Origin of the sequence: Nocardia arseniciresistens (assembly GCF_046764875.1) — a bacterium.
Taxonomy (GTDB): domain Bacteria; phylum Actinomycetota; class Actinomycetes; order Mycobacteriales; family Mycobacteriaceae; genus Nocardia; species Nocardia arseniciresistens.
In genome coordinates, this window is the sequence record NZ_JBKORD010000016.1 from 21,431 (window position 1) to 46,367 (window position 24,937).

26 protein-coding genes are annotated in these 24,937 nt (G+C 65.8%); 6 read left to right on the plus strand and 20 right to left on the minus strand.

Features of this window, described 5'->3' with window-relative positions:
* Positions 1-11: 11 nt before the first annotated feature.
* The 6 genes from ACLMAJ_RS27300 to ACLMAJ_RS27325 all read right to left on the minus strand — a co-directional run bounded on the left by ACLMAJ_RS27300 (position 12) and on the right by ACLMAJ_RS27325 (position 7,396).
* A complete protein-coding gene (locus ACLMAJ_RS27300; protein WP_412016709.1) occupies positions 12-653 on the minus strand; it encodes a hypothetical protein in 642 nt (213 codons plus the stop codon).
* Positions 650-1,537: a MinD/ParA family ATP-binding protein gene (locus tag ACLMAJ_RS27305; RefSeq protein ID WP_412016710.1), complete on the minus strand. Its 888-nt coding sequence runs from the start codon at positions 1,535-1,537 to the stop codon at positions 650-652. Before ACLMAJ_RS27305 ends, ACLMAJ_RS27300 begins: the two co-directional genes overlap by 4 nt.
* Before the next feature lie 16 nt (positions 1,538-1,553).
* Entirely contained in the window at positions 1,554-2,558 is a 1,005-nt protein-coding gene (locus ACLMAJ_RS27310; RefSeq protein ID WP_412016711.1) for a DUF8176 domain-containing protein, read from the minus strand.
* A gap of 53 nt (positions 2,559-2,611) precedes the next feature.
* On the minus strand, positions 2,612-4,246 hold the full coding sequence (locus tag ACLMAJ_RS27315) for a cutinase family protein (RefSeq protein ID WP_412016712.1): 1,635 nt from the start codon (positions 4,244-4,246) through the stop codon (positions 2,612-2,614).
* 353 nt (positions 4,247-4,599) lie between these two features.
* Entirely contained in the window at positions 4,600-7,023 is a 2,424-nt protein-coding gene (locus tag ACLMAJ_RS27320) for a RelA/SpoT family protein (RefSeq protein WP_412016713.1), read from the minus strand.
* Positions 7,024-7,204: 181 nt separating this feature from the next.
* Positions 7,205-7,396, minus strand: a complete 192-nt coding sequence (locus tag ACLMAJ_RS27325; RefSeq protein ID WP_412016714.1) for a hypothetical protein — start codon at positions 7,394-7,396, stop codon at positions 7,205-7,207.
* Positions 7,397-7,730: 334 nt separating this feature from the next.
* On the opposite strand from ACLMAJ_RS27325, the gene ACLMAJ_RS27330 reads away from it, so the two are divergent.
* Positions 7,731-8,429 carry a metallophosphoesterase family protein gene (locus ACLMAJ_RS27330; RefSeq protein WP_412016715.1) on the plus strand — a complete coding sequence of 233 codons (699 nt, stop codon included), beginning with the start codon at positions 7,731-7,733 and terminating at the stop codon, positions 8,427-8,429.
* A gap of 186 nt (positions 8,430-8,615) precedes the next feature.
* On the opposite strand, the gene ACLMAJ_RS27335 is transcribed toward ACLMAJ_RS27330, so the two are convergent.
* The 5 genes from ACLMAJ_RS27335 to ACLMAJ_RS27355 form a co-directional block, all read right to left on the minus strand.
* Entirely contained in the window at positions 8,616-8,978 is a 363-nt protein-coding gene (locus ACLMAJ_RS27335) for a DUF427 domain-containing protein (protein ID WP_412016716.1), read from the minus strand.
* Between the two features lie 50 nt (positions 8,979-9,028).
* Positions 9,029-9,988 (minus strand): acyl-ACP desaturase, encoded by a 960-nt coding sequence (locus ACLMAJ_RS27340; RefSeq protein WP_412016888.1) that lies wholly within the window; start codon positions 9,986-9,988, stop codon positions 9,029-9,031.
* A gap of 198 nt (positions 9,989-10,186) precedes the next feature.
* Positions 10,187-10,456, minus strand: a complete 270-nt coding sequence (locus ACLMAJ_RS27345; RefSeq protein ID WP_412016717.1) for a hypothetical protein — start codon at positions 10,454-10,456, stop codon at positions 10,187-10,189.
* Positions 10,457-10,606 carry a hypothetical protein gene (locus ACLMAJ_RS27350; RefSeq protein WP_412013087.1) on the minus strand — a complete coding sequence of 50 codons (150 nt, stop codon included), beginning with the start codon at positions 10,604-10,606 and terminating at the stop codon, positions 10,457-10,459. It lies immediately after the preceding gene.
* Between the two features lie 170 nt (positions 10,607-10,776).
* A complete protein-coding gene (locus ACLMAJ_RS27355; RefSeq protein ID WP_412016718.1) occupies positions 10,777-10,992 on the minus strand; it encodes a hypothetical protein in 216 nt (71 codons plus the stop codon).
* A 241-nt stretch (positions 10,993-11,233) separates the two neighbouring features.
* On the opposite strand from ACLMAJ_RS27355, the gene ACLMAJ_RS27360 reads away from it, so the two are divergent.
* The 3 genes from ACLMAJ_RS27360 to ACLMAJ_RS27370 all read left to right on the plus strand — a co-directional run bounded on the left by ACLMAJ_RS27360 (position 11,234) and on the right by ACLMAJ_RS27370 (position 12,569).
* Positions 11,234-12,124 (plus strand): helix-turn-helix domain-containing protein, encoded by an 891-nt coding sequence (locus ACLMAJ_RS27360; RefSeq protein WP_412016719.1) that lies wholly within the window; start codon positions 11,234-11,236, stop codon positions 12,122-12,124.
* On the plus strand, positions 12,121-12,327 hold the full coding sequence (locus ACLMAJ_RS27365; protein WP_412016720.1) for a DUF397 domain-containing protein: 207 nt from the start codon (positions 12,121-12,123) through the stop codon (positions 12,325-12,327). Before ACLMAJ_RS27360 ends, ACLMAJ_RS27365 begins: the two co-directional genes overlap by 4 nt.
* 62 nt (positions 12,328-12,389) lie before the next feature.
* Positions 12,390-12,569, plus strand: coding sequence for a DUF397 domain-containing protein (locus tag ACLMAJ_RS27370; RefSeq protein ID WP_412016721.1), 180 nt, complete (start codon positions 12,390-12,392; stop codon positions 12,567-12,569).
* A 175-nt stretch (positions 12,570-12,744) separates the two neighbouring features.
* Here the strand turns inward: ACLMAJ_RS27370 and ACLMAJ_RS27375 are convergent, their stop codons facing one another.
* Positions 12,745-14,016 (minus strand): hypothetical protein, encoded by a 1,272-nt coding sequence (locus tag ACLMAJ_RS27375; protein WP_412016722.1) that lies wholly within the window; start codon positions 14,014-14,016, stop codon positions 12,745-12,747.
* 63 nt (positions 14,017-14,079) lie between these two features.
* Between ACLMAJ_RS27375 and ACLMAJ_RS27380 the strand changes: the two genes are divergently transcribed.
* Positions 14,080-14,433: an MmcQ/YjbR family DNA-binding protein gene (locus tag ACLMAJ_RS27380; protein WP_412016723.1), complete on the plus strand. Its 354-nt coding sequence runs from the start codon at positions 14,080-14,082 to the stop codon at positions 14,431-14,433.
* Positions 14,434-14,478: 45 nt separating this feature from the next.
* On the opposite strand, the gene ACLMAJ_RS27385 is transcribed toward ACLMAJ_RS27380, so the two are convergent.
* Positions 14,479-14,994 carry a winged helix-turn-helix transcriptional regulator gene (locus ACLMAJ_RS27385; RefSeq protein WP_412016724.1) on the minus strand — a complete coding sequence of 172 codons (516 nt, stop codon included), beginning with the start codon at positions 14,992-14,994 and terminating at the stop codon, positions 14,479-14,481.
* Between the two features lie 87 nt (positions 14,995-15,081).
* Here ACLMAJ_RS27385 and ACLMAJ_RS27390 point away from each other — a divergent pair, with 87 nt between their 5' ends.
* Positions 15,082-15,501: a nuclear transport factor 2 family protein gene (locus ACLMAJ_RS27390; protein ID WP_412016725.1), complete on the plus strand. Its 420-nt coding sequence runs from the start codon at positions 15,082-15,084 to the stop codon at positions 15,499-15,501.
* 105 nt (positions 15,502-15,606) lie between these two features.
* Here ACLMAJ_RS27390 and ACLMAJ_RS27395 read toward each other — a convergent pair whose 3' ends face one another.
* From ACLMAJ_RS27395 to ACLMAJ_RS27425, 7 genes are all read right to left on the minus strand, one after another.
* Entirely contained in the window at positions 15,607-17,196 is a 1,590-nt protein-coding gene (locus tag ACLMAJ_RS27395; protein ID WP_412016726.1) for an ABC-F family ATP-binding cassette domain-containing protein, read from the minus strand.
* A 253-nt stretch (positions 17,197-17,449) separates the two neighbouring features.
* Positions 17,450-18,022, minus strand: coding sequence for an adenine phosphoribosyltransferase (locus ACLMAJ_RS27400; protein ID WP_412016727.1), 573 nt, complete (start codon positions 18,020-18,022; stop codon positions 17,450-17,452).
* A 37-nt stretch (positions 18,023-18,059) separates the two neighbouring features.
* Positions 18,060-19,763 carry an ABC transporter substrate-binding protein gene (locus ACLMAJ_RS27405; RefSeq protein ID WP_412016728.1) on the minus strand — a complete coding sequence of 568 codons (1,704 nt, stop codon included), beginning with the start codon at positions 19,761-19,763 and terminating at the stop codon, positions 18,060-18,062.
* Positions 19,764-19,786: 23 nt separating this feature from the next.
* Positions 19,787-21,043 (minus strand): protein translocase subunit SecF, encoded by a 1,257-nt coding sequence (secF, locus tag ACLMAJ_RS27410; RefSeq protein WP_412016729.1) that lies wholly within the window; start codon positions 21,041-21,043, stop codon positions 19,787-19,789.
* Positions 21,021-22,718, minus strand: a complete 1,698-nt coding sequence (secD, locus tag ACLMAJ_RS27415) for a protein translocase subunit SecD (protein WP_412016730.1) — start codon at positions 22,716-22,718, stop codon at positions 21,021-21,023. The genes secF and secD overlap by 23 nt, the downstream gene beginning before the upstream one ends.
* A 125-nt stretch (positions 22,719-22,843) precedes the next feature.
* Positions 22,844-23,245 carry a preprotein translocase subunit YajC gene (gene yajC, locus ACLMAJ_RS27420; RefSeq protein WP_412016731.1) on the minus strand — a complete coding sequence of 134 codons (402 nt, stop codon included), beginning with the start codon at positions 23,243-23,245 and terminating at the stop codon, positions 22,844-22,846.
* 179 nt (positions 23,246-23,424) lie between these two features.
* Positions 23,425-24,915 carry a flavin-containing monooxygenase gene (locus ACLMAJ_RS27425; protein ID WP_412016732.1) on the minus strand — a complete coding sequence of 497 codons (1,491 nt, stop codon included), beginning with the start codon at positions 24,913-24,915 and terminating at the stop codon, positions 23,425-23,427.
* Positions 24,916-24,937 lie beyond the last annotated feature (22 nt).

Below are 24,937 nucleotides of genomic sequence, written 5' to 3' on the forward strand. Positions count from 1 at the left end.
GAATATCAACATTATTCTGGCCCATCGTCGAAAGATGAAGCAGCATCCAGGTTTTCACGCACCGCAGCGAGGATATCGGTGCCGAGCTCCCGGACCTCGAGCGGAACTTCCTCGAGCGGGTCGATCTTTCGTTTCTTCGGCGGGAGCGCGTCACCCGGCGCCCAGACCGGCAGATTCTCCGGCTCGACGAGGGTCCACTCCTCATACCACGGCACCTGCCATACCTGACCGGCCAGCGAACCGACCACGTCGCGGTAGCGCCGGATCTCGGCGGGCATCCTGCCGGGCCGTGCCGCCACCGTGATCAGCCCGAGCACCTCGGCGGCGCCGGCGAATCCCGAATGGTGTTGGCGCAACAGGTCGTGGGCGCGGGTCAATCCCGCGATGGTTTCTCTGGCTACCAGAACGACGAAGGGCGACTCGCGGTCGAAGACACCGGGCCAGCGTCGGCCCGAATCCGCCGCGGGCGCAAGCACATGCGCGAGGCTACTGGCTCCCGCGCCACCGTGCACGCCGAGCAACCACACCAGCGGCGCTCTGCCGACACCCGGCACCGGACGGTCCCAGATCAGCGCGCGCCGTGACTCCGGTGGAGCGACCACACCGACTTGCGCGGGCTCGGGTCGACGACGAAGTTTCATGGCGGCCGTCATGATGCCACCCCGGCCAGCAGGCGCGCATACGCCCGTCGCGTCTCCGCGGCCAACGACGCGTGCCGCACGAGTTCACCACGGGCCAGGTGGGGGTCGTACGGAATCTCCCTGATGTCACGGACCCAACCCGACAGATGAGAACGCAAATGGTCGGCAACCCGTGACTCGCCACCGGGCTGCTGGTGCGAGACAACGATCGTCGTGTCACCGACGATGCCGCTGCCCTGCCCCTGCGCCGAGTCGCCGAACTGGTCGTCGAGCCATTCCAGGGTCACCCGCAGCCTGTTGGCAGCATCGGCGCGCGCCGGAATGGCAAGCACCAGAGCAACATCGGAGTCATCGAGCAGTGGCCGCAGCTGACGTCCAGCGATCGGGCTTCCGCCATCGTAGACACCGGTGAAACCGGCGTCGTAGATCGCGCGGGCCACAGTCAGATAGGTGGCCCTTCGCCGCAGTGGTGCGGCGTCGCGCCACAGCAGCCCGATCCCCGAGCTCGCCTGCGACATGCACTCCTTCAACGGTGCTGGCTCGTCGTTGCCGCGCCCGTACAACCACGACTGCAGACTGATCGGGTACAGGTGCTCGTCGGCGCCGCGCAGCGCCAGATCGCTGCCCGCCGCCGTCGCGTCCACCGCTACCGTCGGGTTACCCGCTGTCGCAAGCTCGCCCGCGATCCCGAGCACCGTCGTGGTGGCGCCCGCACCACCGCAGCCGCCGACCACCAGGATCGGACGCTGTGCCGGCTCCTCCGCGTCCTGCGCACTGTTCTCCGCGCGCTTGCCGCGCCGCAGCCGCACTACCGGAGCCCTCACGCGCGCAGGTCGGCCCGCCGATTCGCCCTCCTCGGGCGTCTCGTCGAGCCAGCGGCTCCAGTCCTCTCCCATCGCCTCAGCTCTCCTTTTATCCGGCCGCGATACCCGTGATGAGGGTGCGGCCGTCGACCACCGCTGTGGTGACCGTCTGCTTGTTGTACGTGGCAGGCACACCGCCGGGCCGGTACTCGGTGATCTCCACCAGATACCGGCTTTCGGTGATCGTCACGACGCGCACACAGTGCGTGGTGCCCACCGGAATGGAGTCGATACCGCGTTGGATCACCGAGGCGGGCGACACGGCCGCCTCCGGCGCGACCACTTCCCTGGCCCGCTCACCGGAGCGTTCCACGTAGTAGCCGTACTGGAACGACAGCACCGCGTCCGGACCCGAGGTGGTGCCGCCGGATTCGGCGCTGCGCACGATGCGTTCCTCGCGTTCGGTGGGGCATGCGTCGGCCGCGCCGGCACCGGTGCCCGGCTGTGGCCTTGTCGCGTAATTCGGCCCTGCGCCCACCTCGTTGGGCTGCGCGGTGCCGATCGCGAAGTGCATCGACGACGGAGTGGGCTCGGCGGCGCCGCGATCGGAGGAGGAGCGCAGCAGCAACAGCACGCCCGCGGCGGCAGCGCCGAGCAGCACGACCGCGACGACGAGCACCACGATCGCCCGGGCGCGACGTGAGGTCGGGTGATCGCGCGCCTCTTGACGCAGGGCGCGCGAGGCTTCCGCCGCGGCGGTGGCGCGCTCCTCACGGTCGTCGTCGAATTCGTCTTCGGGCCACGGGAACCGCACGACACCAGCCACACTCGGCGGTGCGTAATCGTCATCCGGTCCCGGCGCGCGGCCGGACACCCAGTCCGACCAACCGCCGGTGAATTCGGCACGGCCCGACGGGAGATCGGTCGGTACGTCCGCGCGGGCGCGAACCTCATCGGGATCGTCGTCGAGAATGTAATGCGGATATCGGGCCGGGCCGTCGTCGTCACCGAGGGTGGACACACCGACCTCGTCTGCGTGAGCGGGGGTCGCCGAACCCGTTTCCGGCTCCAGCGGGCCGTACCAACGCGACAGCTGTTTGTACGACTTCAACATTCCCCCCGTCCCGCGGAGTGAGGCACATGGCGCATCTCAGACCCTCTCTGCGATCAGTTCGTGGAGAACGGGTAGGTGTTGGCGGTGCCGGGTCGATCGGCGGGGGGTACCGAAGTCTCGCCTCCGGATGAGGCGCCATCGGCTCCCGTCCCAAACGGAAATTGTCCCGTACCGGACGAATTCGGCACAGTCGACGCGCCGGAACTTTCTCCGAAGAATCCGGGCGACGGCCTGTCGCTGCCTCCTTGCGGCGTGGCGCCACTACCGAACTTACCTGCCACATCGCGTGCGACCGCTGCGAGCCAGTCGGCGACGAACCGGGTCGGCGCTTCACCATTGGCCGAAACCGCCGCGGTCCCGTATCCGGTGTGCCGCTGGACGGTGTCCCAGTATCTGGTCCACGTGGTGATGTCGAGCAGCTCGCTGTTGTCGGTGATATTTTGTACAACCGCGTCGAAGGCCTGGGTAACCAGCCGGACACCGGTGGTCGGCGGAATCAATTGTGGAACGGCACCGAGTAGCTTCGTCCCCAACAGCAGCAGCCCGGCCGCCGGGTTCGACAACCCCGCGGTCGCGAGCTCTCCGATGCCCGCGGGACTGATGACCGCCCTGACCACGGTGACCACCGAGCTCAGGCCGATCATGCCGACCTTCAGCAGGCCCTGGATCGCACCGGGGATGTCCAGCGGGGTGCGCGGATCGGCCGCGTCGGCCAGCCGCTGGGAGATCGACTTCTTCGGCGCGAGTGACAGATTCGCGATCGAGTTGCCCTGGACGTCCTCGTTGGCGACCTTGGTCACCGTCTTGATCGAGGTGAACGCCAGCGCTTGCGCGATCGAGACCAGCGAGGCGATCGGGTCACCGCCACTGAGCTCGGCCTGGCCGACGACATTGGCGACGGCCTTCAGGATCGGCGCACCCTGCGGTGCGTCGCAGGCGAGGTCGCCCGCCGTACAAAAACTGGCGACACGACCGGTCAGCGCGCCGAAATTCGCCGCCCTGTCCCGATCGGGGCCGATACCGCCGCCCGCGGCAGGCGCCTGCGCAAGTGCGGTGATCGAGGCCAGCTGATCGCCTGAAGTACCCGGCGCCGCATCGGGCGTCGCCTTGCCCGGCGAGCCGGGGAACAGTGGCGCACCGGGATTGCGGGTCGGATCGCCGAACAGCGCTACCGCCGCGACCTTCTCGGCGGGCAGCACGCCACGCCCCTGGCCGATCTCCTGCGCGAACATCGACGCGACATGTGCGCCTTGGGAATACCCCACCACCGCGAACCGGGAGTCGCCACACCGATCTGCGACGGTCTTCGCCATGCTGCGCAACCGGGCCAGGCCGCCGGCGACGGACTCCGAATACGGCACAACGCCACCGGCGGTCGCGCCACCGAATGCGGACTCGTACGGCACATAGGCTCGATCGACCAGTCCCGGTTCGGGAGCATTTGCCAGCATCGGACGGAAGACCGTCGACAGCATCCCGGTGTCGGTGGTGGTCGCCGCGTCGGGCGAGGACTCCCCGGTGCCCTGAATTCCCAACGCGTACAAGGCGGGACAGCTATTGATCGGCACGTCCGTCGAGGGACCTGCCGGATTCGAGGGCTCCGCGACCGCGGCACCGGTGGTAGCAGTCACCACAGCAACGGTGAACGCGACCAGCATTCCCGAGATTCGTGCCGAGTACCTTGTCATAGCGATCCACAATCAGTCCGTGTTGCCGCAGCTAACCTCAACGCCATGAAACGCACTAAACCGTAACAGAATCCGGCAATCATCGGCGAGCCCGCGGAAAGTTTCCGGGAACCGCCGGACGATCCAGGACACCTCCTGGCGCGGCGCAGGCAACCGGCCGACAACTTTCCGATCATGATCAGTCGATCGCAATCACCCGGCCACCGCTGCCGATTCGAATCATCAACCTGGACTTCGCATTACGGCGAACAAGGCGGCCCCGCGAACGTCTGTGCCGGAAAAATAGCGCAGGCCACCGGGCCAAACCCGGTGACCTGCGGCGATGTTCAGCTAGCTTGACGCATCTCGGCCACTCAGGTGGCCGAGGTGACGCGGTAGACGTCATAGACGCCTTCGACATTGCGCACCACGTTGAGCAGGTGACCCAGATGCTTCGGATCGCCCATCTCGAAGGTGAACTTGCTGATCGCGACCCGATCGCCGTGCGTGGCCACCGAGGCGGAGAGGATGTTCACCTTTTCGTCGGCGAGTACCTTCGTCACATCCGACAGCAGGCGGGTGCGATCGAGCGCCTCGATCTGGATGGCCACCAAGAACACCGACGACGGCGACGGCGCCCATTCCACGTCGATGATGCGCTCGGCCTGATCGCGCAGCGAACCGGCATTGGTGCAATCGGTCCGATGCACGCTGACCGCGCCACCCCGGGTCACGAAGCCCATGATCTCGTCGCCGGGCACGGGGGTGCAGCATTTGGCCAGCTTGGCCACGGTGCCGGTCGCGCCGGGGATCAGCACACCCGCATCGCCGGTGACGCGCTGGCGGTTGGGTGTCGTCGACGGAGTGGAGCGCTCCGCGAGCTCGTTCTCCACGTCGCCGATACCGCCGAGCTGCGCCATCAGGCGCTGCACGACATGCTGCGCGGATACCTGGTGCTCGCCGACGGCGGCGTAGAGCATCGAGATGTCGGTGTAGTGCAGCTCGTGCGCGACCGCGGTCATCGCGTCCACGCTCATCAACCGCTGCAATGGCAGCCCGCCCCTGCGGACTTCCTTGCCGATCTGCTCCTTACCGCTCTCCAGTGCCTCCTCACGGCGTTCCTTCGCGAACCACTGCCGAATCTTGGCCTTGGCGCGCGGGGACACCACGAAGTTCTGCCAGTCGCGGCTCGGTCCCGCGTTCTGCGCCTTCGAGGTGAACACCTCGATGACCTCGCCGTTCTCCAGCTGCCGTTCCAGTGCGACGAGCCTGCCGTTCACACGGGCGCCGATGCATTTGTGCCCGACCTCGGTGTGCACCGCGTACGCGAAATCGACCGGCGTCGACTTCTGCGGCAGGGTGATCACATCACCCTTCGGGGTGAACACGAAGATCTCCGGCGACTTCAGGTCGAAGCGCAGCGACTCCAGGAACTCGGCCGGGTCGGCCGCCTCCCGCTGCCAGTCCAGCAGCTGGCGCATCCACGCCATGTCGTCGACCTCGGTGGAGTCGTTCGAGTGCTTGCCTCGGGTCTCCTTGTAGCGCCAGTGCGCCGCGATGCCGAACTCGGCGGTGCGGTGCATGTCCTGGGTACGGATCTGCACCTCGAGTGGCTTGCCGTCCGGACCGACGACGGTGGTGTGCAGCGACTGGTAGACGCCGTAACGCGGCTGGGCGATGTAGTCCTTGAACCGGCCCGCCATCGGCTGCCACAACGAGTGCACGACACCGACCGCGGCGTAGCAGTCGCGGACCTCGTCGCACAGGATGCGGATACCGACCAGGTCATGGATGTCGTCGAAGTCTTTACCCTTGACGATCATCTTCTGATAGATCGACCAGTAATGCTTGGGCCTGCCCTCGACGATCGCATTGATCCGGGACGCGGCAAGGGTGTTCACGATCTCGGCGCGCACCCGCGCCAGATAGGTATCGCGCGAGGGTGCCCGGTCGGCGACCAACCGCACGATCTCGTCGTACTTCTTCGGGTGCAGGATCGCGAAGGCGAGGTCCTCCAGTTCCCATTTGACCGTCGCCATGCCGAGGCGATGCGCTAGCGGCGCGATCACCTCGAGGGTTTCCTTGGCCTTCTTCGCCTGCTTCTCCGGCGGCAGGAAACGCATGGTGCGCATGTTGTGCAGCCGGTCGGCCACCTTGATCACCAGCACGCGCGGATCCCGCGCCATCGCGATGATCATCTTGCGGATCGTCTCGGCCTCCGCGGCGGCACCGAGGTTGACCTTGTCCAGCTTGGTGACGCCGTCGACCAGATGCGCGATCTCCGGCCCGAAGTCCGTGGTCAGCTGCTCGAGCGAGTACCCGGTGTCCTCCACGGTGTCGTGCAACAGCGCCGCGACCAGCGTGGTCGTGTCCATGCCGAGCTCGGCCAGAATATTGGCCACCGCGAGTGGGTGGGTGATGTACGGGTCACCCGACTTGCGGAACTGATGCGCGTGGCGCTCGTCGGCGACATCGAACGCACGCTGCAACAGCGTGAGATTCGCCTTCGGATACAGCTCACGATGCACGCTGGCGAGCGGCTCCAGCACCGGCTTGACCGCCGCGATCCCACGCTGGCCGGTCATCCGCCGCGCCAACCGCGCCCGCACCCGGCGCGAGGCCGACGTCGGCACCGCCGCCGAGGTTCCCGGCTGGCGCGACGGAGTCGAATTACTCGCCGCGGGCTCCGCGGCAGCGGTGGCAGCCTTCACTCTTTCCTCCGGGGTGGCCGCCGCACCATTCGTCGGCGAGGCCGCCGCCGATTGCTCGACATTCGCCTCGCCTAGATGCTGAGTCATGCCACCACCTCTCCACGCCGCGGTCGGACCACCCTATCCGACCGCCATATCCGCCCTCATCAACTCTAGCCCCGCCCCGACTTCGGCGTCCGGTACCGGATCGATAGGGGACCATCATGGTTGTCGCGCGAGTAGCGGTGGCAGCGGTCGCGCGACGCCGATGAACAGGCTCAGCGGCGTGCTAGCGAACCCCTTGCGGCAGGACCGCGTCGATGATCCCGACGTGCCCGCGAGGTCGGGCCAGCATGGAATGACCATCGGAGGCGGGGTCGGCTGGGGCGTCGAGCAGATCGAGCACGGTGGGGGTGATGTCGACCAGACAGTAGCGGTTGTCGGTGCTGCCCGTGGCGAAGTCGGATCCGCGTGCGATCACGAAATTCGTTGTCTCATCGGATGATTGGCCGCCGTGGCCACCCTCGGGCCGGTGCCCGTGGTCGGCGGTGACCAGAATCGGGCGGACGTGACGCTCCGGAAGCGCGCCGCACGATTGTTCATGGATGTTTCACCGGCCGCGCCACCGCGCGTTGCCCCGCTGAACGGCCACTGAACATTCGATAGCGAAAACCTATTCACCCAGTTCGAAGCGGTTAACCTGGGCGACCGGTGCGGTATACCGATTGACACCCGGCCGGCCATGTGGCTGGCTGACAAACATGCCCTCCAGCGGGAACCGAAACATCCGAATCGCCGCTGTCGCGGATTTGCACATGCGTGACTCTATGGTCGGCGCCTTCCGCTCCGCCTTCACCGACCTGGCCGCACACGCCGACGTGCTGCTGTTGGCGGGCGACCTCACCGAGGGCGGCAGGCTGAACGAGGCCGATCTGCTCTGCGCCGAAATCGCCGCGCTCCCCGTTCCGGTCGTCGCGGTATTAGGCAATCACGACCACGACCGCAGGCAGGGCTATCGCATCGCCACCATGCTCACCGCGCTCGGCGTGCACATGCTCGACGGAGAAGCAATCACCCTCGACATAGCGGGCATCCAACTCGGCATCGCGGGCGTAATGGGCGGCAGCGGCGGATTCCCCCACTACCCCGGCACGCCCGACGAAGGCACCACCGAACACCGTGCCCGAACGCGGCGCGGCCCTGTCGACGCGCTGCGCCTTCGGCAGGCCCTGGACACCCTCACCTGCGAAACCCGAATCGCCCTCATGCATTTCGCCCCCGTCACCGACACCCTGGTCGGCGAGCCTCGCAAGATCTACGCGGGCCTCGGCTGCCACGATCTCGCCGAAGCAGTCGACGCGGGGCGCGCCGCTCTCGCAATCCACGGCCACGCCCACAACGGCACCGAATTCGGTCGCACCGCAGGCGGAGTCCCGGTCCGCAACGTCTCCTACTCCGTCATCGGCAACAGCTACGCCGTCTACAAAGTCGCGCCGATCCAGGCGGACAACTAGCGCGGACCTTCCTCTACCGCAGCTCTTTCGACGTCCTTGCGCTCTTGCAGGACGCAGACTATTGCGGCCACCGGACAACGCCATTCCGGGCAAACGTCATTAATGCGCATATCCAAGTATCACAATGCGTTTCCGACACGCTCGGTCTCGGGCGATAGTCCGAAGCCGCTGCGACCGCTCCAGCTGTTACGGAGCGTCGACGCGATCGGGGTAGAACGCGATGTGATTCTTGATCTCGGCGACCGCCGGGTACGGCGACTCGTATGCCCATCCCGCGTCGATGCTCTGTGCGCCACCGACCGAGACCGTGAAGTAGCTCGCCTCGCCCTTGTAGGGGCAGTAGGTGGCCGTCTCGGTGCGCTCGAGCACCGAATCCTCGGCGTCGGCCAACGGGAGGTAGTAGACCGGCGGATACGACGCTTCTTGCAGAACCAGTGCGTTCTCGGTATCGATGACCACGTGTCCGTGCACGCGGACGACAACGCGCTCCGGGTGCGGTGTGACGGTGATCGGATGATCGGGGCCCGGTTGCAGAACAGGTCTAGTCATGGTTATTGCAACCGACGCCGCCGATGGTTGTATTCCGGTCGAGGCACGGTTCAGATGGCTTGGCGCTCGCGCTTCATGGCCTCGCGGGCGAGGGCGCGGTCACGCTGTTCCTCGAATCTGAGGACGTCCTTGCCGAGCTTGTCGAGGAAGGCGGCCAGGTCGTCGCGGATCTGCTCGCCACGGGGTGAGAAGTCGGTCCGTTCGAAGACATTCCAGATGCGCAGGACCGGTGAGATGACCTCTTCCAGATGCTGGCGCAGGTCGTAGATGCCGTGTTTGGCCATCAGGACACTGTTGCGGCGGAAGTTGGGCATGCCCGCCCCGGGCATCTGGAAGTTCTTGATGATGAAGGAGACGGCTTCGAGGGTCTGGTCGGGGGCCAGATCCAGGGCCGCGGCGCACAGATTGCGATAGAAGATCATGTGCAGGTTCTCGTCGGCGGCGATACGTTGCAGCATGCGGTCCGCGATCGGGTCCTCACAGACCCTGCCGGTATTGCGATGACTGACGCGGGTGGCCAACTCCTGGAAGGTCACGTAGGTGACGCCCCGCAAGAAACCGGTATCGCCGGCCCCGGTCGGGTCGATCACACCGTTGGTCATGTGAATCATCCGCGCCGCTTCGAGGGCGACCGGGTCCACACCTCGGGTCACGACCAGGTAGTCCCGCATGGCGACACCGTGGCGGTTCTCCTCGGCGGTCCAGCGCCCCACCCAGGTCCCCCACGCGCCGTCCTGGGAGAACGAGTCGGCGATCAGCCGGTGGTAGGACGGCAGATTGTCCTCGGTGAGCAGGTTGGTGATCATCGCGGCCTTGGCCAGCTCACTGAGCTTGGACTGCCCCGGTTCCCAGTCGATTCCGCCCATGGCCGCGAAATTGCGGCCCTGGTCCCACGGCACATAGTCGTGCGGATGCCAGTCCTTCGCTATGGACAGATGCCGGTTCACATTTTGCTCGGCAACCGGTTCCAGCTCGATCAGCAGCTCCAGCTGGCTCAAGTTCCTCGTCACCATCGCGTTCCCATCCTCGAATCGAAAGCGGTTCCACCGTCCGGGCTGTCGACGTCTGCTCACCGAATGCTCTGACACAGAGATCATTTCGAGCGCATATTGGTTGCGGCAATCATCCACTCGCAGGTCGCTCGCAACAAGGGCTCGAACCATTTCGCCCGGCCGGTCGCAACCGCGTGTCGCGCGACCATGTCCAGTTTACGGCGATTCATGCAGCGGTGTCTCGGTGCCTCGGACGCTGATCGGTCGGACAGGAAGGGCTTCCAGCTTGTCGAGGTCGTCATACACATCAGGCCACCCGTCCTCGTCCACCGCGCGGAAAGTTCCGTCCGACCCGTGAACGATCGGCAAGCTGTCGGTCGGCGCGATCGCGAGCTTGTGGGCAGTGTCCTCGTGAAAGACCGCCAGAAGCTCACGCACCGAAGGAGCGACCGCACCGGACGGCAGATACGGGACCGGGTCCGACATCTACATTCCCCGCGACCAGGCGGGCGGATCCGTCATGCACAGCAACGCCGCCCACAGATCGTCACGGACCGCGTCCCACAGATCCAGATGACCGGGGAACATCATGCGGACTTCCCAAAGATCAGGCAGCGCAACACCATCGAACAACACGAGACCACGCTGCGCGCTGGGCAATGATCTGCCGCTCGGCCATCGATACGCGGCAGACGCATCGGCACGATTCTGGAATCGAAGAATCTGACAATCACGACCGATCAACCGCCATACAGCGACCTTCCTGCTGTCCGGTGATTCGGTGGTACGCAAACGATCTCGACGCATTACAGCCCACCTTCCAAACGCGCGGTCTCGTCGTTCGTGCGCCCGATGCCGGAGGACTCGACACCCCGGCACCGGGACGACTCAGCGGCCATCGGCTCACCAGCCCACTCACGCAGCGCGGACGCGAACGTCTCGACCACATCGGCCGTTGCGCCCACATAGCTGGTTGGCGGCCCGGCGAACGGGACTCGTTGCGGAAGCTCACTTTTCGGCATCTGCCGACCTCCGGGGCATCGACTTGCGGCTTGGGTGCGCCGGGCCCTCATAGCTCCTGACGGAGGAAGGGAGTCATCTCTCCGGCGCAGGTCCAGAACACACCCAAACCGCCAAGGTTGGAATCCTCAAACACCTGAATTCGATTGGTAGATGCCGTACTTTTGCTGCGGATGCCGCCGGGTGGATGCTGCCAGTTGACGGCCTCCAAAAGACAGCTCACTCGACAGCGAGGCTAACGACATGAGCGCTACCGGAAGTACCCTGCCGCGCCGGGCCCTTGGCCGCGAGCTCCGCAGACTTCGCACAGCCAAGGCGATGACCCAAGCCGACGCGGCGAGGGCGGGTGAGACTTCACCGCAGTCAATCGGCCGCATGGAGGAAGGCCAATCCACGCGCGTCACCAACATGATGGTCAACGCCCTGTGCGATGCATTCAGCGCCACCGACGTGGAGCGGAAAACACTGCTCGGTCTGGTGCAAGAAGTTCGCTCAGCGCGCGAGCGCGGCGGGGGCTGGTGGAGGGCTTACGCGGACCAGATAGCAACGGACTTCGATCACTATCTGGCTCTAGAGGAGTCAGCGTCCCGGTTGACTGCCTGGAAGGTAGCGATCCTCCCGGGACTGCTTCAGACTCCTGAGTATCGACGTGAGATTGCCTGGGCAGAATCCCCGGATGCGCCCGCCGATGTGATCGAGAAGCGAATCGAGTGGGCTACGCGAAGGCAAACACGTCTCGAGAATCCTCACTTCACGGTCGACGTCATCCTGTTGGAGTCGGTGCTCCGTGATCAGGTGGGAGGATCGACTGTCATGGCCGGACAGATGCACCATCTCGCAAAAGTGGCTGAGCTGCCTAATGTTTCAGTGCGCGTGGTGCCGTTCAGTGCACGTAGCATTCTCGGGTCGTATGTTGGATCGTTCAGCTTGCTGGAGTTCCCGGAGTTGCCACAGTCCAAGCTCGTTGAGCCTCCGATCGTCTACGTCGAGGAATATGCGGGCGATCTGTACTTGGAGCGGGACGCGGAGGTGGAACGTTATCGTCATGCGTTACGAGAGATAAACCGGGTAGCGTTGGATCGAGGCAAGTCCAGGAGCCTGATCCTGTCTGTAGCAAAGGGGTATGCCGAGTGAACATCGACCTGTCCGGGGCCGAGTGGTTCAAGTCCAGCCGCAGCGGCTCAACGAAGGATTGCGTGGAGGTCGCGCACCTCGACGGGGGCCTGGTCGGCGTGCGGGATTCCAAGAACCCGTCCGGCCCGGCGCTGGTGTTCACTCCTAGTGAATGGGACGCATTCACCGGTGGCGTGAACGATGGCGAATTCGACCGCCCCTAGTAGCGTCGGAGCTAGTACCCGTCCAGGCAACTGATCCTGGAAGTAGCAAAGGAGTACTCCGAGTGAGCGTCGACCTTTCCGGGGCGAAGTGGTTCAAGTCCAGCCGAAGCTCGTCAGGCAAGGAGTGCGTCGAGATCGCGTTCCTCGATGCGGGCATGGTCGGTGTTCGTGACTCCAAGAACCCGACCGGTCCGGCCCTGGTGTTCACCCCGGCGAGTGGACCGCCTTCACCGGTGGCGTGAACGACGGTGAGTTCGACCGTCCGTAGCTGTGGAAGCCGAGAGCCCTGCACCTCGATTGATAGTTGAGGTACAGGGCTTTTGCGCGCTGAACACCGCCGCGCCGGATCGGATACCCACCTCCCCGCCCCCGGGTCAGCCGTCCTCACACCTCGCGACGTATCGGTACTGCCCGTCCTCAGCCGGGTGAATACCGCAGGGACTGCCAGGTTTCGATTGCCCAGTTCATCTCCTCGTCGGGGACGCTGATGGTGACGAGGAGCAATTCACCGTTGCGGTGGCTGGCGATGCCCTGGACACCGGCTTCGTCGGTTTCGCTGGAGGGCAGCCACCAGCCGTCGCCTGGGCCGCCCAACACCGGTTCGCCGCGGTGGCCTTCGGTCGCGTTCGCGCCGTATTGCAGCATGGCGGCGGGTGGTGGGCCCGACTTCTCGTCGTCCACGCGGAGCACGGTGATGTCGATTTGGCGCTCGCCGTCCCATGCCCACCAACGGTCGCCGTCCCAGCCGTAGGTGAAATCGCCTGGTATGCGCAGACTCCAGCCGGGCAGCATCGAGGTGAAGACCGGGCGGCGTCGATATCCTGGCCGGACACCGACGTCGCGGACGGCGCGTTCGTCCAGGTCCGGGGGTGCGCCGTCGACGACGGGTTCCAGCGAGCCGAGCAGTCCGCGCAACTCGTGCCAGGCGGCCCACGGCAGTTCGAGTGTGAGATCGAGACGGCTCGCCTCGGCGAGCAGGGTGTCGGCCTGACGCAAGGCGGGTGCGTCGTCCTCGTCCGTGGGGATACGCCAGCGCACGTCGTTCCACATGATGCCGAGCGAGGTGTCACGGAAGGTGCGTGCGGTCCAGCCGTCCTCCCACCAGGGGAAGAACCGGATGGCCTCGGCTTCGTCACCGTCGGCGACCGCACGGAACCAATCGACGTCGCGTGGCCCCAGCCAGGTCGCTGCCAAACCTTCGTAGTCGAACTGGTCGCTGCCGAGGGACAAACCGAGCGACACCACGTTGTCTTCGTTCGGAACCTGAGTGAGCACGGTGTGCGCGAGCGTCCGAATCCACATCAGATAGTCCCGTTCGACCTCCGCTCGATTATCGGCGAGCCCGAGCGGGTCCTCGGTCCCCTCATCCCAGACAATGTCGAATTCCCTGGCCATTTCGTGCAGGACCGCACCGACATGCCGGTGATAGCCCGGACCCGCGGGCGCGCACCCCGCGCTCACCACCACCTGCCCGTGTGCCGCGCGCAGATCGACCGGCTCGGCCGCAGGATGCAGCACGGCGAGCAGTTGATCCCCCGACGTCTCGAACGCATTGCGGAATGGCGCCGATGTCGAGGCCCAGTCGATCCGCGCACCGGCAGGGCCGGTCCGCAACCACTGTTGCACCTGCTGGAGAAAATCTTCAGCGGGTTCGCGGCACACCCCCGCGACGTTCAACTCGATACCCATGGATACATCCTTGTGCCCGCGGTCCAACGCCGAAAGTCGGGACGGTACACCTACACTCCGACTATGGATCCGTTGGCGCGGATACGGGCGATTTGCCTGGTATTACCGGAGAGCAGTGAGCGACTCAGCCACGGCGTCCCCAATTTCTTCGTGCGCGCCAAGACGGTGTTCACGATGTACGCCGAGGACGCCTACCGCGAGCCGGGGGCGACGATCTGGTGTCCGGCCCCGGACGGTGTGCAGGCCGAACTGGTCGACACCGAACCCGAACGCTTCTTCGTTCCACCGTACGTCGGCCACCGCGGCTGGATCGGCGTCCGTCTGGACATCGACCCGGACTGGTCGGAAATCACCCAGATCATTCGCGACGGCTACCGCAAGGTCGCCCCGAAAAAGCTCTCGGCACAGATGGATTGAGCACGAGTCCGGCACGCACAAGGCGACGACCGAGAAGCTCCCCCGTCATGTCTCGCTCGGCGGGACCGAGGCTTGGATGTAGTCGCCGATGAGCATGGTGCCCGGCGCGCGGTGGGAGCCGGGACCGGGTAGCCAGTGGACGTTGTCGGCGGTGAGGGGTGCCGCGCATTCGGTGCATGTGACCACGCCCGAGGTTGTTCGGCCGCAGTCGCGGTGCACGACAAGCGCCGGTGGGCCTTCGGGACCGGCGAGCCATTTGTCGCCCCACGTGATGAGCATGGTCAGCACCGGGTAGAGGTCGCGGCCTTGTTCGGTGAGCACGTATTCGTGGCGGACCGGATTCGATTGGTAGGCCCTGGTTTCGACGATGCCGTGCTGTCGCAGGGTTTCCAGCCGTGCGGTGAGCACGTTCGTCGCTATGCCGAGGTCGCGGCGGATGTCCTCGAATCGGTTCAATCCGACGAACAGATCACGCAGGATCAGCGGGGTCCACCGCTCGCCGACCACGTCGAGGGTGCGCGCGATCGAGCAGACGATATCGGACATGGCAGCCTTGGGCACTCGGCCAGCGTAGTCCATTGCTTTTTGCAAGTCACTACCGATAGGTTCAGCTCGACCCAATTGCGCGCACGAGAGGTGACCGAGACCATGACCGATGCCGTGTCCCAGTTCCGCACAGCCACAGAGTCCGCCGATATCGACGCATTGATGGATACCCTCGCCCCCGACGCCGAGCTGGCCTCCCCCGTTTCCGGCAAACTGGTGTTCCGGGGCCACGACGACCTTCGGATCCTGATGTCCGCGGTGTACCGCGGCGTGACAGGGATGCGGTGGACCGATCAGATCGGCGACGGCACGCGGCGAGTTCTGCTGGGAGAGGCCACCATCGGGCCGTTTCGGATGACCGAGGCGATGGTCATCGAGCTGGCCGAGGACGGCCGCATCCGCAGGCTGAGCCCGCATCTACGCCCGTGGCTCCCGCTCACGTTGCTCGCCGTCACGCTGGGGCCCCGGCTGATCCGGCACCCCGGCGTGCTGAGGCGAGCCTCCGACGCGCACACCGCTTGATGCGCGGCACCCACGCGACAATGCGCCGCACACCCCTCGGTGTCGTGCTCCCGCATGGGCGTGGGGCGCCGGACACCGAGGAGAACACGGTGCTGCGGGCCCGCACTACCGGACCAGCGTCTCGACCAGACCGCCGGCCGTGAGTTCCGCGCGACGAGTCACCCCGATGTCATCGAGGAACCGTGGGTCGTGGCTCACCACGATCAGCGCGCCCTCGAAACTCGCGAGCGCCTGGGTCAGGTGTACCAGGCTCGGCAGGTCGAGATTGTTGGTCGGCTCGTCGAGCAGCAGCAGCTTCGGTGCCGGGTCGGCCAGCAAAAGCATGGCAAGCGCGGCACGTAGGCGTTCACCACCGGACAACGCCGAGGCGGCGACGTCGGCATCGGTACCGCGGAACAGGAACCGGGCCAACTGGGCTCGGATCCGCTCCGCCGACGCGTGCGGTGCCGCCGCGGCGACATTCTCGAATACCGAAAGCCGCTCATCGAAGACGTCGAGGCGTTGCGGCAGCATGCGCCACGCAACCTTCGGCGGCGCCTCGGCGATCCCGTGCAGCAGTGTGGTTTTGCCGATGCCGTTGCGGCCGGTGAGCGCGATCCGCTCCGGGCCGCTCACCCGCAACCGCACCGTCGGCCCGCAGGCCAACTGGACCTCGTCGAGGTCGATCACGTCCTGGCCCGGATACAGCCGGGTGTCGGGCAGTTCGACCCGGATCTCCCTGTCGTCACGCAGCAACTCCTGCGCCTGCTGGAGCTGCTCCTTCGCGGTATCGACCTTGTCGATGTGATTGTTGCGCAACTTGCCCGCCGAAACCTGCGCCTGCCGCTTCCGTTCGTTCATCACGATTTTCGGTTCGCGCTTGGTGTCCCACATCTTCTGCCCGTAGCGCAGTCGGCGATCCAGTTTGATCCTCGCATCCACCAATTCGCGTGACTGCTTGCGCACATCGCTGCGCGCATCGCGAATCGCGGCCCGCGCGGCCTCCTGCTCGGCTTCGATGATCCGCTCGTACTCGCTGAAATTGCCGCCGAACAAACGCAATTCACCCTGCCGAAGCTCGACGATCGAGGTCATCCGGTCCAGCAGCTCACGGTCGTGGCTGACGGTGAGCACGGTGCCGGAGAACTGCCCGACCACCGCGTAAAGCCGTTGCCTTGCCACGTGATCCAGGTTGTTCGTCGGCTCATCGAGCAACAGCACATCGGGATCGCGCAGCAGCTGCGCCACCAAACCGAGCAGTACCGTCTCGCCGCCGGAAAGGGTTTCCAGCTTGCGATCGAGCTGCTCGGTCGAATCGGCGAGATAATGCAGGCCCAACCGGCCCAGCAGCGCGACGGCGCTCTCCTCGACGTCCCACTGGCCGCCGACGATATCGAAGTCGGTGTCCTGTGCGATACCGGATTCGATGCGGTGCAACGCTTTCCGTGTATCGGCGATGCCGAGCACCTCGTCCACCCGCTGGCCGTCACCGAGCCCGAGGTCCTGCCGCAGATAACCGAGCCGACCGGAGACCGTGACCGAGCCACGTGCCGGTAGCAGTTCACCCGCGATCAACCGCAACAGCGTCGATTTGCCCTCACCGTTGCTGCCGACCAGACCGAGGTGGCCGGGACCGAGCACCGCATCGAGTCCGTCGAATACGGGCGTCCCATCGGGCCACGAGAAAGTGAGATCGGAAAAAGAAAGATTGGTCATGTGCACCCCAGAGGTCGCAACGGAACGCGACGCGCGAAACGCGGGTCGCCCGAGTGGCTACCTCATGAGAGCAACGGCATGACTCCGATCAACGGGAACAAGACCCATCTAGATTAAGCAGACCGGCACCGATCGCGCCAGTGATATTTGGATCACACCGTTTACGCAGGTCGGAGACCGAGCGTCCCACCCCGGAAACGCAAAAGCCAGCGGCCCGACAGCACACAGGCGTCGACCGCTGGCCCGAACAAAACTATGCGCGAACCACCGAGGTCAACGGGTAATCGCCCTGGAGATCGCGGCCGCCGAGGAAGCCGAGTTCCAGCACCACCGCCGCCGCGACGACTTCGGCACCCGCGTCGGCGAAGAGTGCCGCCGCGGCAGCGAGGGTGCCGCCGGTGGCCAGGACGTCGTCGAGCAGCAGAATACGCTTGCCCTTCAGATCGAGGCCGTCGGCCGGGATCTCCAGGGCCGCGGTGCCGTATTCGAGGCGGTATTCGCGGGTGATCACCGGCGGGGGCAGCTTGCCCGCCTTGCGGACCGCGAGGACGCCGGTACCGAGGGTGGCCGCGACGCCCGCACCGATGATGAAGCCACGGGCATCCACGCCCGCGACCAGGTCGGCCTGCGGCGCGCAGTCCGCGAGACAGTCGATGACGGCGCGGAACGCTTCCGGATCGGCGAATACCGGGCTCAGATCAGCAAAACGAACACCAGGAGTGGGGAAATCGTCGCGCCACCGGGTAAGACGCTCGACCAACTCGGCGGCCTTGGTTGTCCGCTCGTTTGCCAGGTCGTTTGATTCGACCGCCGCGTGCTTGCTCATCGACACCTCTCCATGGTCCATCACCCACACCAACTTGTCACCGCCTCAACACCCAGCGGTCCATGTTCCAGCCGGTCCCGCCCTGCGTGGGACCGGCGATGCCGTTCTGCAAACCGTTGCCGAAGGCGATGGTGCGGGGACTGGCGAACAGGGGGATGCTCGGCATCTCCGACCACAGCAGGTTTTCGGCTTCGGTGAGCAGATTCAGCGTTGCGGTCGAGTTGTCGTCGGCCGCAAGCTGATCGGCGATCGCATCGTATCGCCCATTACCGAAGCGACCGAAATTGAGCCCGCTACCTGTAAGCAACGCGCTGGTCGAGGCGATACCGGCCTGCGATCCGGTCGGGCCCGGCGCCGACGCGGTGCTCGCGAGGACGGCGTCGACCTTGCCCGCGGTGAGCGCGGTGGGGGTGAAATCGGCGGAACCGGCGTCCACGACAGTGATTCCCGCCGGCTTGCATGCCTCGGCGATCATCGCGACGGTCTGGGCGCGACGGGCATCAGGTTGCAGGTAACCGATGCGAATGGTCGGTTTGGCATTGCCCAGCGCAGCAGTGGCGGCGGGGATGTCGCTGCCGCGGTACTTGTCGGCCGCGCCGATGACTGCCGGATAGTACAGCGAGTCCTGCTGCACGATACGGGAATTCAGCGGCGCGGTACCGAGGCCCGTCTTCGGTGCGTCCTTCGCCTTGCCGAGCTTGTCGAACAGCGCCTGCCTCGGCACACACAGAGCGAACCCCCGGCGCGCATCGGCGGAGCCGAACACCGCGCCGGTGCCGAGCACCAACTGCTCGACGCCGCGGCCCGGCACATCACGCACCGAAAACCCGTCCAGGTTGAGGTCTTTCACCGATCCCGCGCCGGCATCGACGACTCCGATGGCGTTGTCGGAAACCTTGGACTTCAGATCGACGGTCTTCGGCCACACGACAATGCGTCCGGTCTCGGCCTTGTTACCCCACCAACGTTCGTTCGAGACAAGGACCAAACCGTCCTCGGCGGAATAGGATTCGATCCGATACGGCCCGGATGACGGGAACCTGGACACGTCGAGATTTCCCGAACTCATCGTCCAGCCGTTGTTCCAGAAGTCGGCCAACCGCTGGATCCCGCCAGGTTCACCGGATTGCAAGGCCGACACCACGTTCGGCACATTGGCCACCCGCGCGGCCACATGCGACGGCATGAGCTCGCCCGCGGTGAACAGAGTGCGCCACGGCAGGAAATGCCGGTCGGGCCGGAATACAACGGTGGCATCCTTGGAGCCGGGCTGGCAGTCGACCCGCTCGATATCGGAGTACCCGGCGCTGTCGGCCGCGTCGAACAGCGGCGCGGGCCCACGATCACCCGGCTTGGTGAACCGACCACTGTGCGCGGCCCAGGCCAGCACCAGGTCGTCACACGAGGTGGGCACCCCGTCGGAGTACACGCCGTCCGGGTTGAGCCGGTACTGCACCGTCTGTGCCTCGCCGGGAACCTCTTTCGCGGTACCCGCATCGGTGTCGGCGACCTGCTGACCGTCGGGTCCGGTGTAGAAGAACCCCGTCAGCACCCGCCCGAACACGGCAGCGGAGCCACTACTGGCGCCGAGCGCGCTGCCACCGTTGTAGCTGGCGATCACGGCATCTACGGCGTAGCCGATGGACGGTACCTGACTCTGACCGGAACACCCGACGACCAGCCCGGCCGCCAGGGTGCCCGCAGCCACCGCTCCGATCACGCGTACCGCTAGCGACTGCATGAAACGAAACCCCTGCCTGTAGGTCAGTGCCTCTTCTTGGACCGTTTCCCGCTCGGCCGCGCGCCGGGCCGAGGCGCATCGCCCGGCTCCCGCACCCGCCGCGGTGCATCGCCGTAACCCCGGCCTGTCGCGGCGACCGCGCGTCGCTGCGCCTCGGCCCCCGCACGCGCCGCCGCGACACCGGACCGCTTGGCCTCCACCTTCTTGGTGTGCGCCGCCACCGGGCCCCAGCGTTCCTTGATCGACACCAGCAACGGGGTGGCGAAGAAGATCGAGGAGTAGGTGCCGACCAACAGGCCGACCAACTGCACGAGCGCCAGATCCTTGAGGGTGCCGACGCCGAGCATCCAGACCGCGATCACCATCAGGCCGACGATCGGCAGCACGCCGATCAGCGCGGTGTTGATGGAGCGCATCAGGGTCTGGTTCACCGCGAGGTTGGCCTGCTCGCCGTAGGTCCGACGGTTCAAATGCAGGATGCCCCTGGTGTTTTCCTCGACCTTGTCGAAGACGACGACCGAGTCGTAGAGCGAGAAGCCCAAGATGGTGAGCATGCCGATCACGGTGGCCGGAGTGACTTCGAGGCCGACGATCGAGTACACGCCCGCCGTCACCGACAGGTCGAAGCCCAACGCGGCGAGCGCGGCGATCGCCATGTCCCGTTCGAAGCGGACGGTGATGTAGATGGCGACAAGCACCAGGAACACCGCGAGCGCGAGGAGCGCCTTACGGGTGATCTGACCGCCCCAGGTTTCGCTGACGTCGGAGGTGCTGATCGCCGCCTGGCTCGGGTTACCGTTCCTGTCCTTGGGCTGGAACTGGGTGAACAACGCATTGTTGAGCGCGGACACCTGACTGGTGTCCAGCGCCTCCGAACGGATCAGCATCGTGGTCGACGAGCCGGTGCCCACCGTCTGCACCGACACCGGGTCGGTGCCGATGGCGGCGCGGTAGACGTCTTCCACCTGGCTGGTGGTCGCGGTGCCCGCCGGGAACTGGATCCGTGATCCGCCCTCGAAGTCGATGCCGAGGGTGAAGCCGCGAAACGCGATGCTGCCCAACGAGATCAGCACGATGGCGGCGGTGACCAGGTACCAATTGCGTCGCTTGCCGATGACGTCGATCGCTCCGGTACCGGTGTAGAGCCGGTTGAGGAAGCTGTGCTTGGGCTGCTCCGCGTACCGCACGTCGTCGGTTTCGGGATCTTCCTCGTGCTTGTGCGTCGAGGACGTGGTGTGGCTGTTGGTCATTGCGTCCTCACGCCTTCCCGAGTGCGGCATCGGCCGCCCTGCGCTCGCGGGCTACCTTTTGGATCGCACCGAGGCCGTTCACCGACGGGTTCGCCCACCAGCTCGTCCTCGACGAGAGCATCACCAGCGGCGCGGTCACCAGGAACACCACCACCACGTCGAGCACGGTGGTGAGGCCGAGGGTGAACGCGAAGCCACGCACCTGGCCGACGGCCAGCGCGTAGAGCACCGCGGCGGCGATGAAGCTCACCGCGTTGCCGGACAGGATGGTGCGGCGCGCACGCTGCCAGCCGCGTGGCACGGCCGAGCGGAAGCTGCGGCCCTCACGCATCTCGTCCTTGATGCGTTCGAAGAACACCACGAACGAGTCGGCGGTCATACCGATGCCGATGATCAGACCGGCGATACCTGCCAGGTCGAGGGTGAAACCGATCCACCGCCCGAGCAGCACCATGATGCCGTACACCGCGAGACCGGAAGCGACCAGCGACAGCCCGGTCAGGAAACCGAGCATCCGGTAGTAGGCCAGGCAGTAGAGCAGCACTACGACAAGACCGACACCGCCCGCGAGCAGGCCTGCCTTCAACGAGGAAAGACCGAGCGTCGCCGAGACGGTTTCGGCCTCCGAGGTCTGGAACGACAGCGGCAGCGAACCGTACTTCAGCGTGTTCGCGAGTTCCTTCGCGCTGGTGGCGGTGAAACTGCCGCTGATGGTCGTGCGGCCGCCCTGCTGCGGACCCGCCTGCACGACGGGTGCGCTGACGACCTTCGAGTCGAGCACGAAAGCGACTCGCTTGTTGAGGTATTCACCGGTGAGCGTGGCCCACGCGTCGCTGCCGCCGGACTTGAATTCGAGGTTCACCTCGTGCCGTGCCTGCTGCTGATTGAGCCCGGCAGTGGCGTTCTTGATCTCCTGGCCGTCGATGCGGCTCTTGTCGAGCAGGAACACCTCGTTGCCGTCGGTGGAGCAGGCGACCAGCGGCAGGTTCGGATCGTCGTTACCTGCCAGCGGGTCGAGCTTGCCGCAATCCATCGCGGCCATCGCGGCCTGCTGGATCGTCGGGTCGGTGCTCTGCCGAACGGCCTTGGCCGTCGCGATTTCCTGCTGGGCCTGTTCCTGCGGGGAACCCGGCGGTGCGGGCGGCTGGGTGGGCGCCTGCGCGGGGAAGACGCGCTGCTGCGGAACCGAGTCGGGCGCCACGTCCTGCGGGGCCTCCTGCGGCGCTTCGGGCGCAATACTGGATGGCGGCACATCGCCGGGTGCGCTGCTCGGCGGCACATCGGCGGGTGTCGGCACCGCCTGCTGCGGCGTGCCCTTGCCCGCCGCGGGCGCGGCTTGCAGCACAGGGCGGATGTAGAGCTTGGCGGTGGTCGCCAGCGCGCGCGCCTGCTGACCGTCGTCACCCGGCACTGTGATGACGATATTGTCACCGTCGATCACGACCTCGGAGCCACCGACACCCAGGCCGTTGACCCGGTTCTCGATGATCTCCTGCGCCTTCTTCAGGCTGTCCTGGCTCGGCTTGCCGCCGTCGGGAGTGCGTGCGGTCAGCGTGACCCGGGTACCACCCTGTAGGTCGATGCCGAGCTTGGGTGTCGGGGCTTTATCACCGGTGAAGAACACCAACGCATAGATCACGGCCAGCAGCGCGGCGTAGACGCCGAGCAGCCGGAGCGGATGCGCCGATCCCTGGGAAGGTGGCACAGTACGTCATCTCCTAGGCAGAAAGTCGAGATGGAACGGGCGGGCACGCACCAGCGGCGCCGGTGCCCGGGAGGTGGCCGCGGGATCAACCGGCGCGCGGGCTCACCGATGACCGATCGAGCCGGTCAGTCCTTGGTCAGCCGGGTTTCGGTCTGATCCTTGGACTCTTCGACGGGAGCGTCGACGGCCTCGTCGGTGACTGTCTCTGTCTCTGTCTCTGTCTCTGTCTCGGTCGCTGTCTCGGGCACGTCCGCGGCCACGTCCTCGGCCACATCCTCGGTGCGCACCTCACGGATGGCCTGGCGCAGCCACGTGGTGACGACCTCCTCGGCGATCTCGAGGTCGACAGTGATGTCGTCGAGATCGACCACGGTGCCATACAGCCCCGACGTGGTGGTGACCTGATCGCCGACCTTCAGACTGTCCTGCATCTCGCTGACCTTCGCCGTCTCACGCTTCTGGCGGCGAGACATCAGGAACATCGGAACGAACAGAGCTAGCAGCAGGAGCGGAAACAGAAGTTCCATCGTCGAAGTCAGTCCCTAGTCTTGGGTGGGGGTGGACAAGTATTTCAACAGTCTGCCAGTTCGTGTCACCAGTGCCACACCGGCACACCCTTGACGTCCCGATTCCAGCCCTAGCATCGACAAGCCCCGCGGCCGAAGTCCTCGGTCGCGGGGCTCACACAACGGGGTGTCTTCGCCGATTACGCCGAATTGCCGTAGCTGTAGTCCTCCAGCGGGAAGCTGACCGCCTCGCGGTGGGCGCTGAGGGTGCTGGTCGGGCGCAGCAGCGCGGCCTCGCCGTGCTGGTTGAAGTAATAGCTGCGTGCGGTCGAGCAGTCGCCGCCGTAGAACACCGAGGAGCCGAGCTTTTCGGTCACCCGGTCCAAGAAGTGGGAGTTTGCCTGCTCGGTCACCTCGAAGGTGGTCTCACCGCGACGGAAAGTTTCCTTCAGCAGCCTGCCCATGTGCTTCATCTGGGCCTCGATGGTGGTGAAGTACGACAGGCCGCTGTAGGAGTACGGGCTGTTGAGGCTGATGAGGTTCGGGAACTTGGGCACGGTGATGCCCTCGTAGGCCTGGAAACGGTTGTCGCGCCAGAACTTTCCGAGGTTGACGCCCTCGCGGCCGATGATCTCGATGGCGGGGAAGTTCACGTCCCACAGGTTGAAGCCGGTGGCAAGGATCAGGGTGTCGATCTCGGTCTTGTGGCCGTCGGCGGTCACGATGCCGTCGGCCTCGACGCGCTCGATCGAGTTGGTCTCCAGTCGCACGTTCGGACGGTTGAACGTCTTGAAGTACAGGTTGGAGAAGGTCGGGCGTTTACAGCCGAAGTCGTAGTGCGGGGTCAGCTTCTTGCGCGTTTCCTTATCCTTCACCTGCGCGCGCAGGTGCGCCTTCGCGACCAGGCTCGCGGCCTTGTTCAACGGCTTGGCCTGCTTGTAGTGCAGCACGCCGAGCACCATCAGCGCCTCGAGCATGCTGGTGTTCACCAGGCGGGCGGCCTTCTGGGTGGCGGGCACCCGCGCGAACAGCTTCTGCACCGGGCCGGGGATCTGGGTGTCGACCTTCGGCACCACCCAGATCGGCGTCCGCTGGAAGACAGTGAGATGCTCCACCTTCTCGGCCGCCTCCGGCACCAGCTGCACAGCGGTCGCGCCGGTGCCGATGATCGCGGCCCTGCGGCCGGTGAGGTCGAAATCGTCCTCCCACGCGGTGGTGTGGATGATCTTGCCCGCGAAGGACTCGATGCCGGGGAACGGCGGCGTGTAGGGCTGAGAGAGGAAGCCGGTCGCAGTGAGAAGGTAACGGCCGGTGAGGGTTTCACCGCCTGCGACGGAGACAACCCAGTGCTGGTGCTCCTCGTCCCAGCGGGCGCCGTCGACCACGGCGCCGAAACGCATCCTGCGGCGGAGGCCGTACTTGTCGGCGACGAACTCCGCGTACTTCTTGAGCTCCTTGCCCGGCGCGAACAGTCGCGTCCAGTACGGGTTGGGCTCGAAAGAGTACGAGTAGGTCACCGAGGCGATGTCGACCGCAAGACCCGGGTAGTGATTGACGTGCCAGGTGCCGCCGAGATCGCCTTCGCGCTCCAGGATGACGAAATTGCTCAGACCGAGCCGGTCGAGCTCGATGCCCGCACCCATTCCGCCGAAACCCGCACCGACAACGACCGCATCGAACTGAGGCGCCACGTCGAACCTCCTGCTGAGTGAA

Bases quoted from the DNA above. Each gene is read 5' to 3' on its own strand.
- ACLMAJ_RS27345 (WP_412016717.1), bottom strand. From the start codon at position 10,456: ATGTCGGACCCGGTCCCGTATCTGCCGTCCGGTGCGGTCGCTCCTTCG.
- ACLMAJ_RS27355 (WP_412016718.1), bottom strand. From the start codon at position 10,992: ATGCCGAAAAGTGAGCTTCCGCAACGAGTCCCGTTCGCCGGGCCGCCA.
- ACLMAJ_RS27310 (WP_412016711.1), bottom strand. From the start codon at position 2,558: ATGTTGAAGTCGTACAAACAGCTGTCGCGTTGGTACGGCCCGCTGGAG.
- ACLMAJ_RS27300 (WP_412016709.1), bottom strand. From the start codon at position 653: ATGACGGCCGCCATGAAACTTCGTCGTCGACCCGAGCCCGCGCAAGTC.
- ACLMAJ_RS27380 (WP_412016723.1), top strand. From the start codon at position 14,080: ATGGATCCGTTGGCGCGGATACGGGCGATTTGCCTGGTATTACCGGAG.
- ACLMAJ_RS27400 (WP_412016727.1), bottom strand. From the start codon at position 18,022: ATGAGCAAGCACGCGGCGGTCGAATCAAACGACCTGGCAAACGAGCGG.
- secF (WP_412016729.1), bottom strand. From the start codon at position 21,043: ATGCCGCACTCGGGAAGGCGTGAGGACGCAATGACCAACAGCCACACC.
- ACLMAJ_RS27335 (WP_412016716.1), bottom strand. From the start codon at position 8,978: ATGACTAGACCTGTTCTGCAACCGGGCCCCGATCATCCGATCACCGTC.
- ACLMAJ_RS27320 (WP_412016713.1), bottom strand. From the start codon at position 7,023: ATGACTCAGCATCTAGGCGAGGCGAATGTCGAGCAATCGGCGGCGGCC.
- ACLMAJ_RS27390 (WP_412016725.1), top strand. From the start codon at position 15,082: ATGACCGATGCCGTGTCCCAGTTCCGCACAGCCACAGAGTCCGCCGAT.
- ACLMAJ_RS27330 (WP_412016715.1), top strand. From the start codon at position 7,731: ATGCGTGACTCTATGGTCGGCGCCTTCCGCTCCGCCTTCACCGACCTG.
- ACLMAJ_RS27375 (WP_412016722.1), bottom strand. From the start codon at position 14,016: ATGGGTATCGAGTTGAACGTCGCGGGGGTGTGCCGCGAACCCGCTGAA.
- ACLMAJ_RS27315 (WP_412016712.1), bottom strand. From the start codon at position 4,246: ATGACAAGGTACTCGGCACGAATCTCGGGAATGCTGGTCGCGTTCACC.
- ACLMAJ_RS27395 (WP_412016726.1), bottom strand. From the start codon at position 17,196: ATGACCAATCTTTCTTTTTCCGATCTCACTTTCTCGTGGCCCGATGGG.
- ACLMAJ_RS27360 (WP_412016719.1), top strand. From the start codon at position 11,234: ATGAGCGCTACCGGAAGTACCCTGCCGCGCCGGGCCCTTGGCCGCGAG.
- yajC (WP_412016731.1), bottom strand. From the start codon at position 23,245: ATGGAACTTCTGTTTCCGCTCCTGCTGCTAGCTCTGTTCGTTCCGATG.
- ACLMAJ_RS27305 (WP_412016710.1), bottom strand. From the start codon at position 1,537: ATGGGAGAGGACTGGAGCCGCTGGCTCGACGAGACGCCCGAGGAGGGC.
- ACLMAJ_RS27405 (WP_412016728.1), bottom strand. From the start codon at position 19,763: ATGCAGTCGCTAGCGGTACGCGTGATCGGAGCGGTGGCTGCGGGCACC.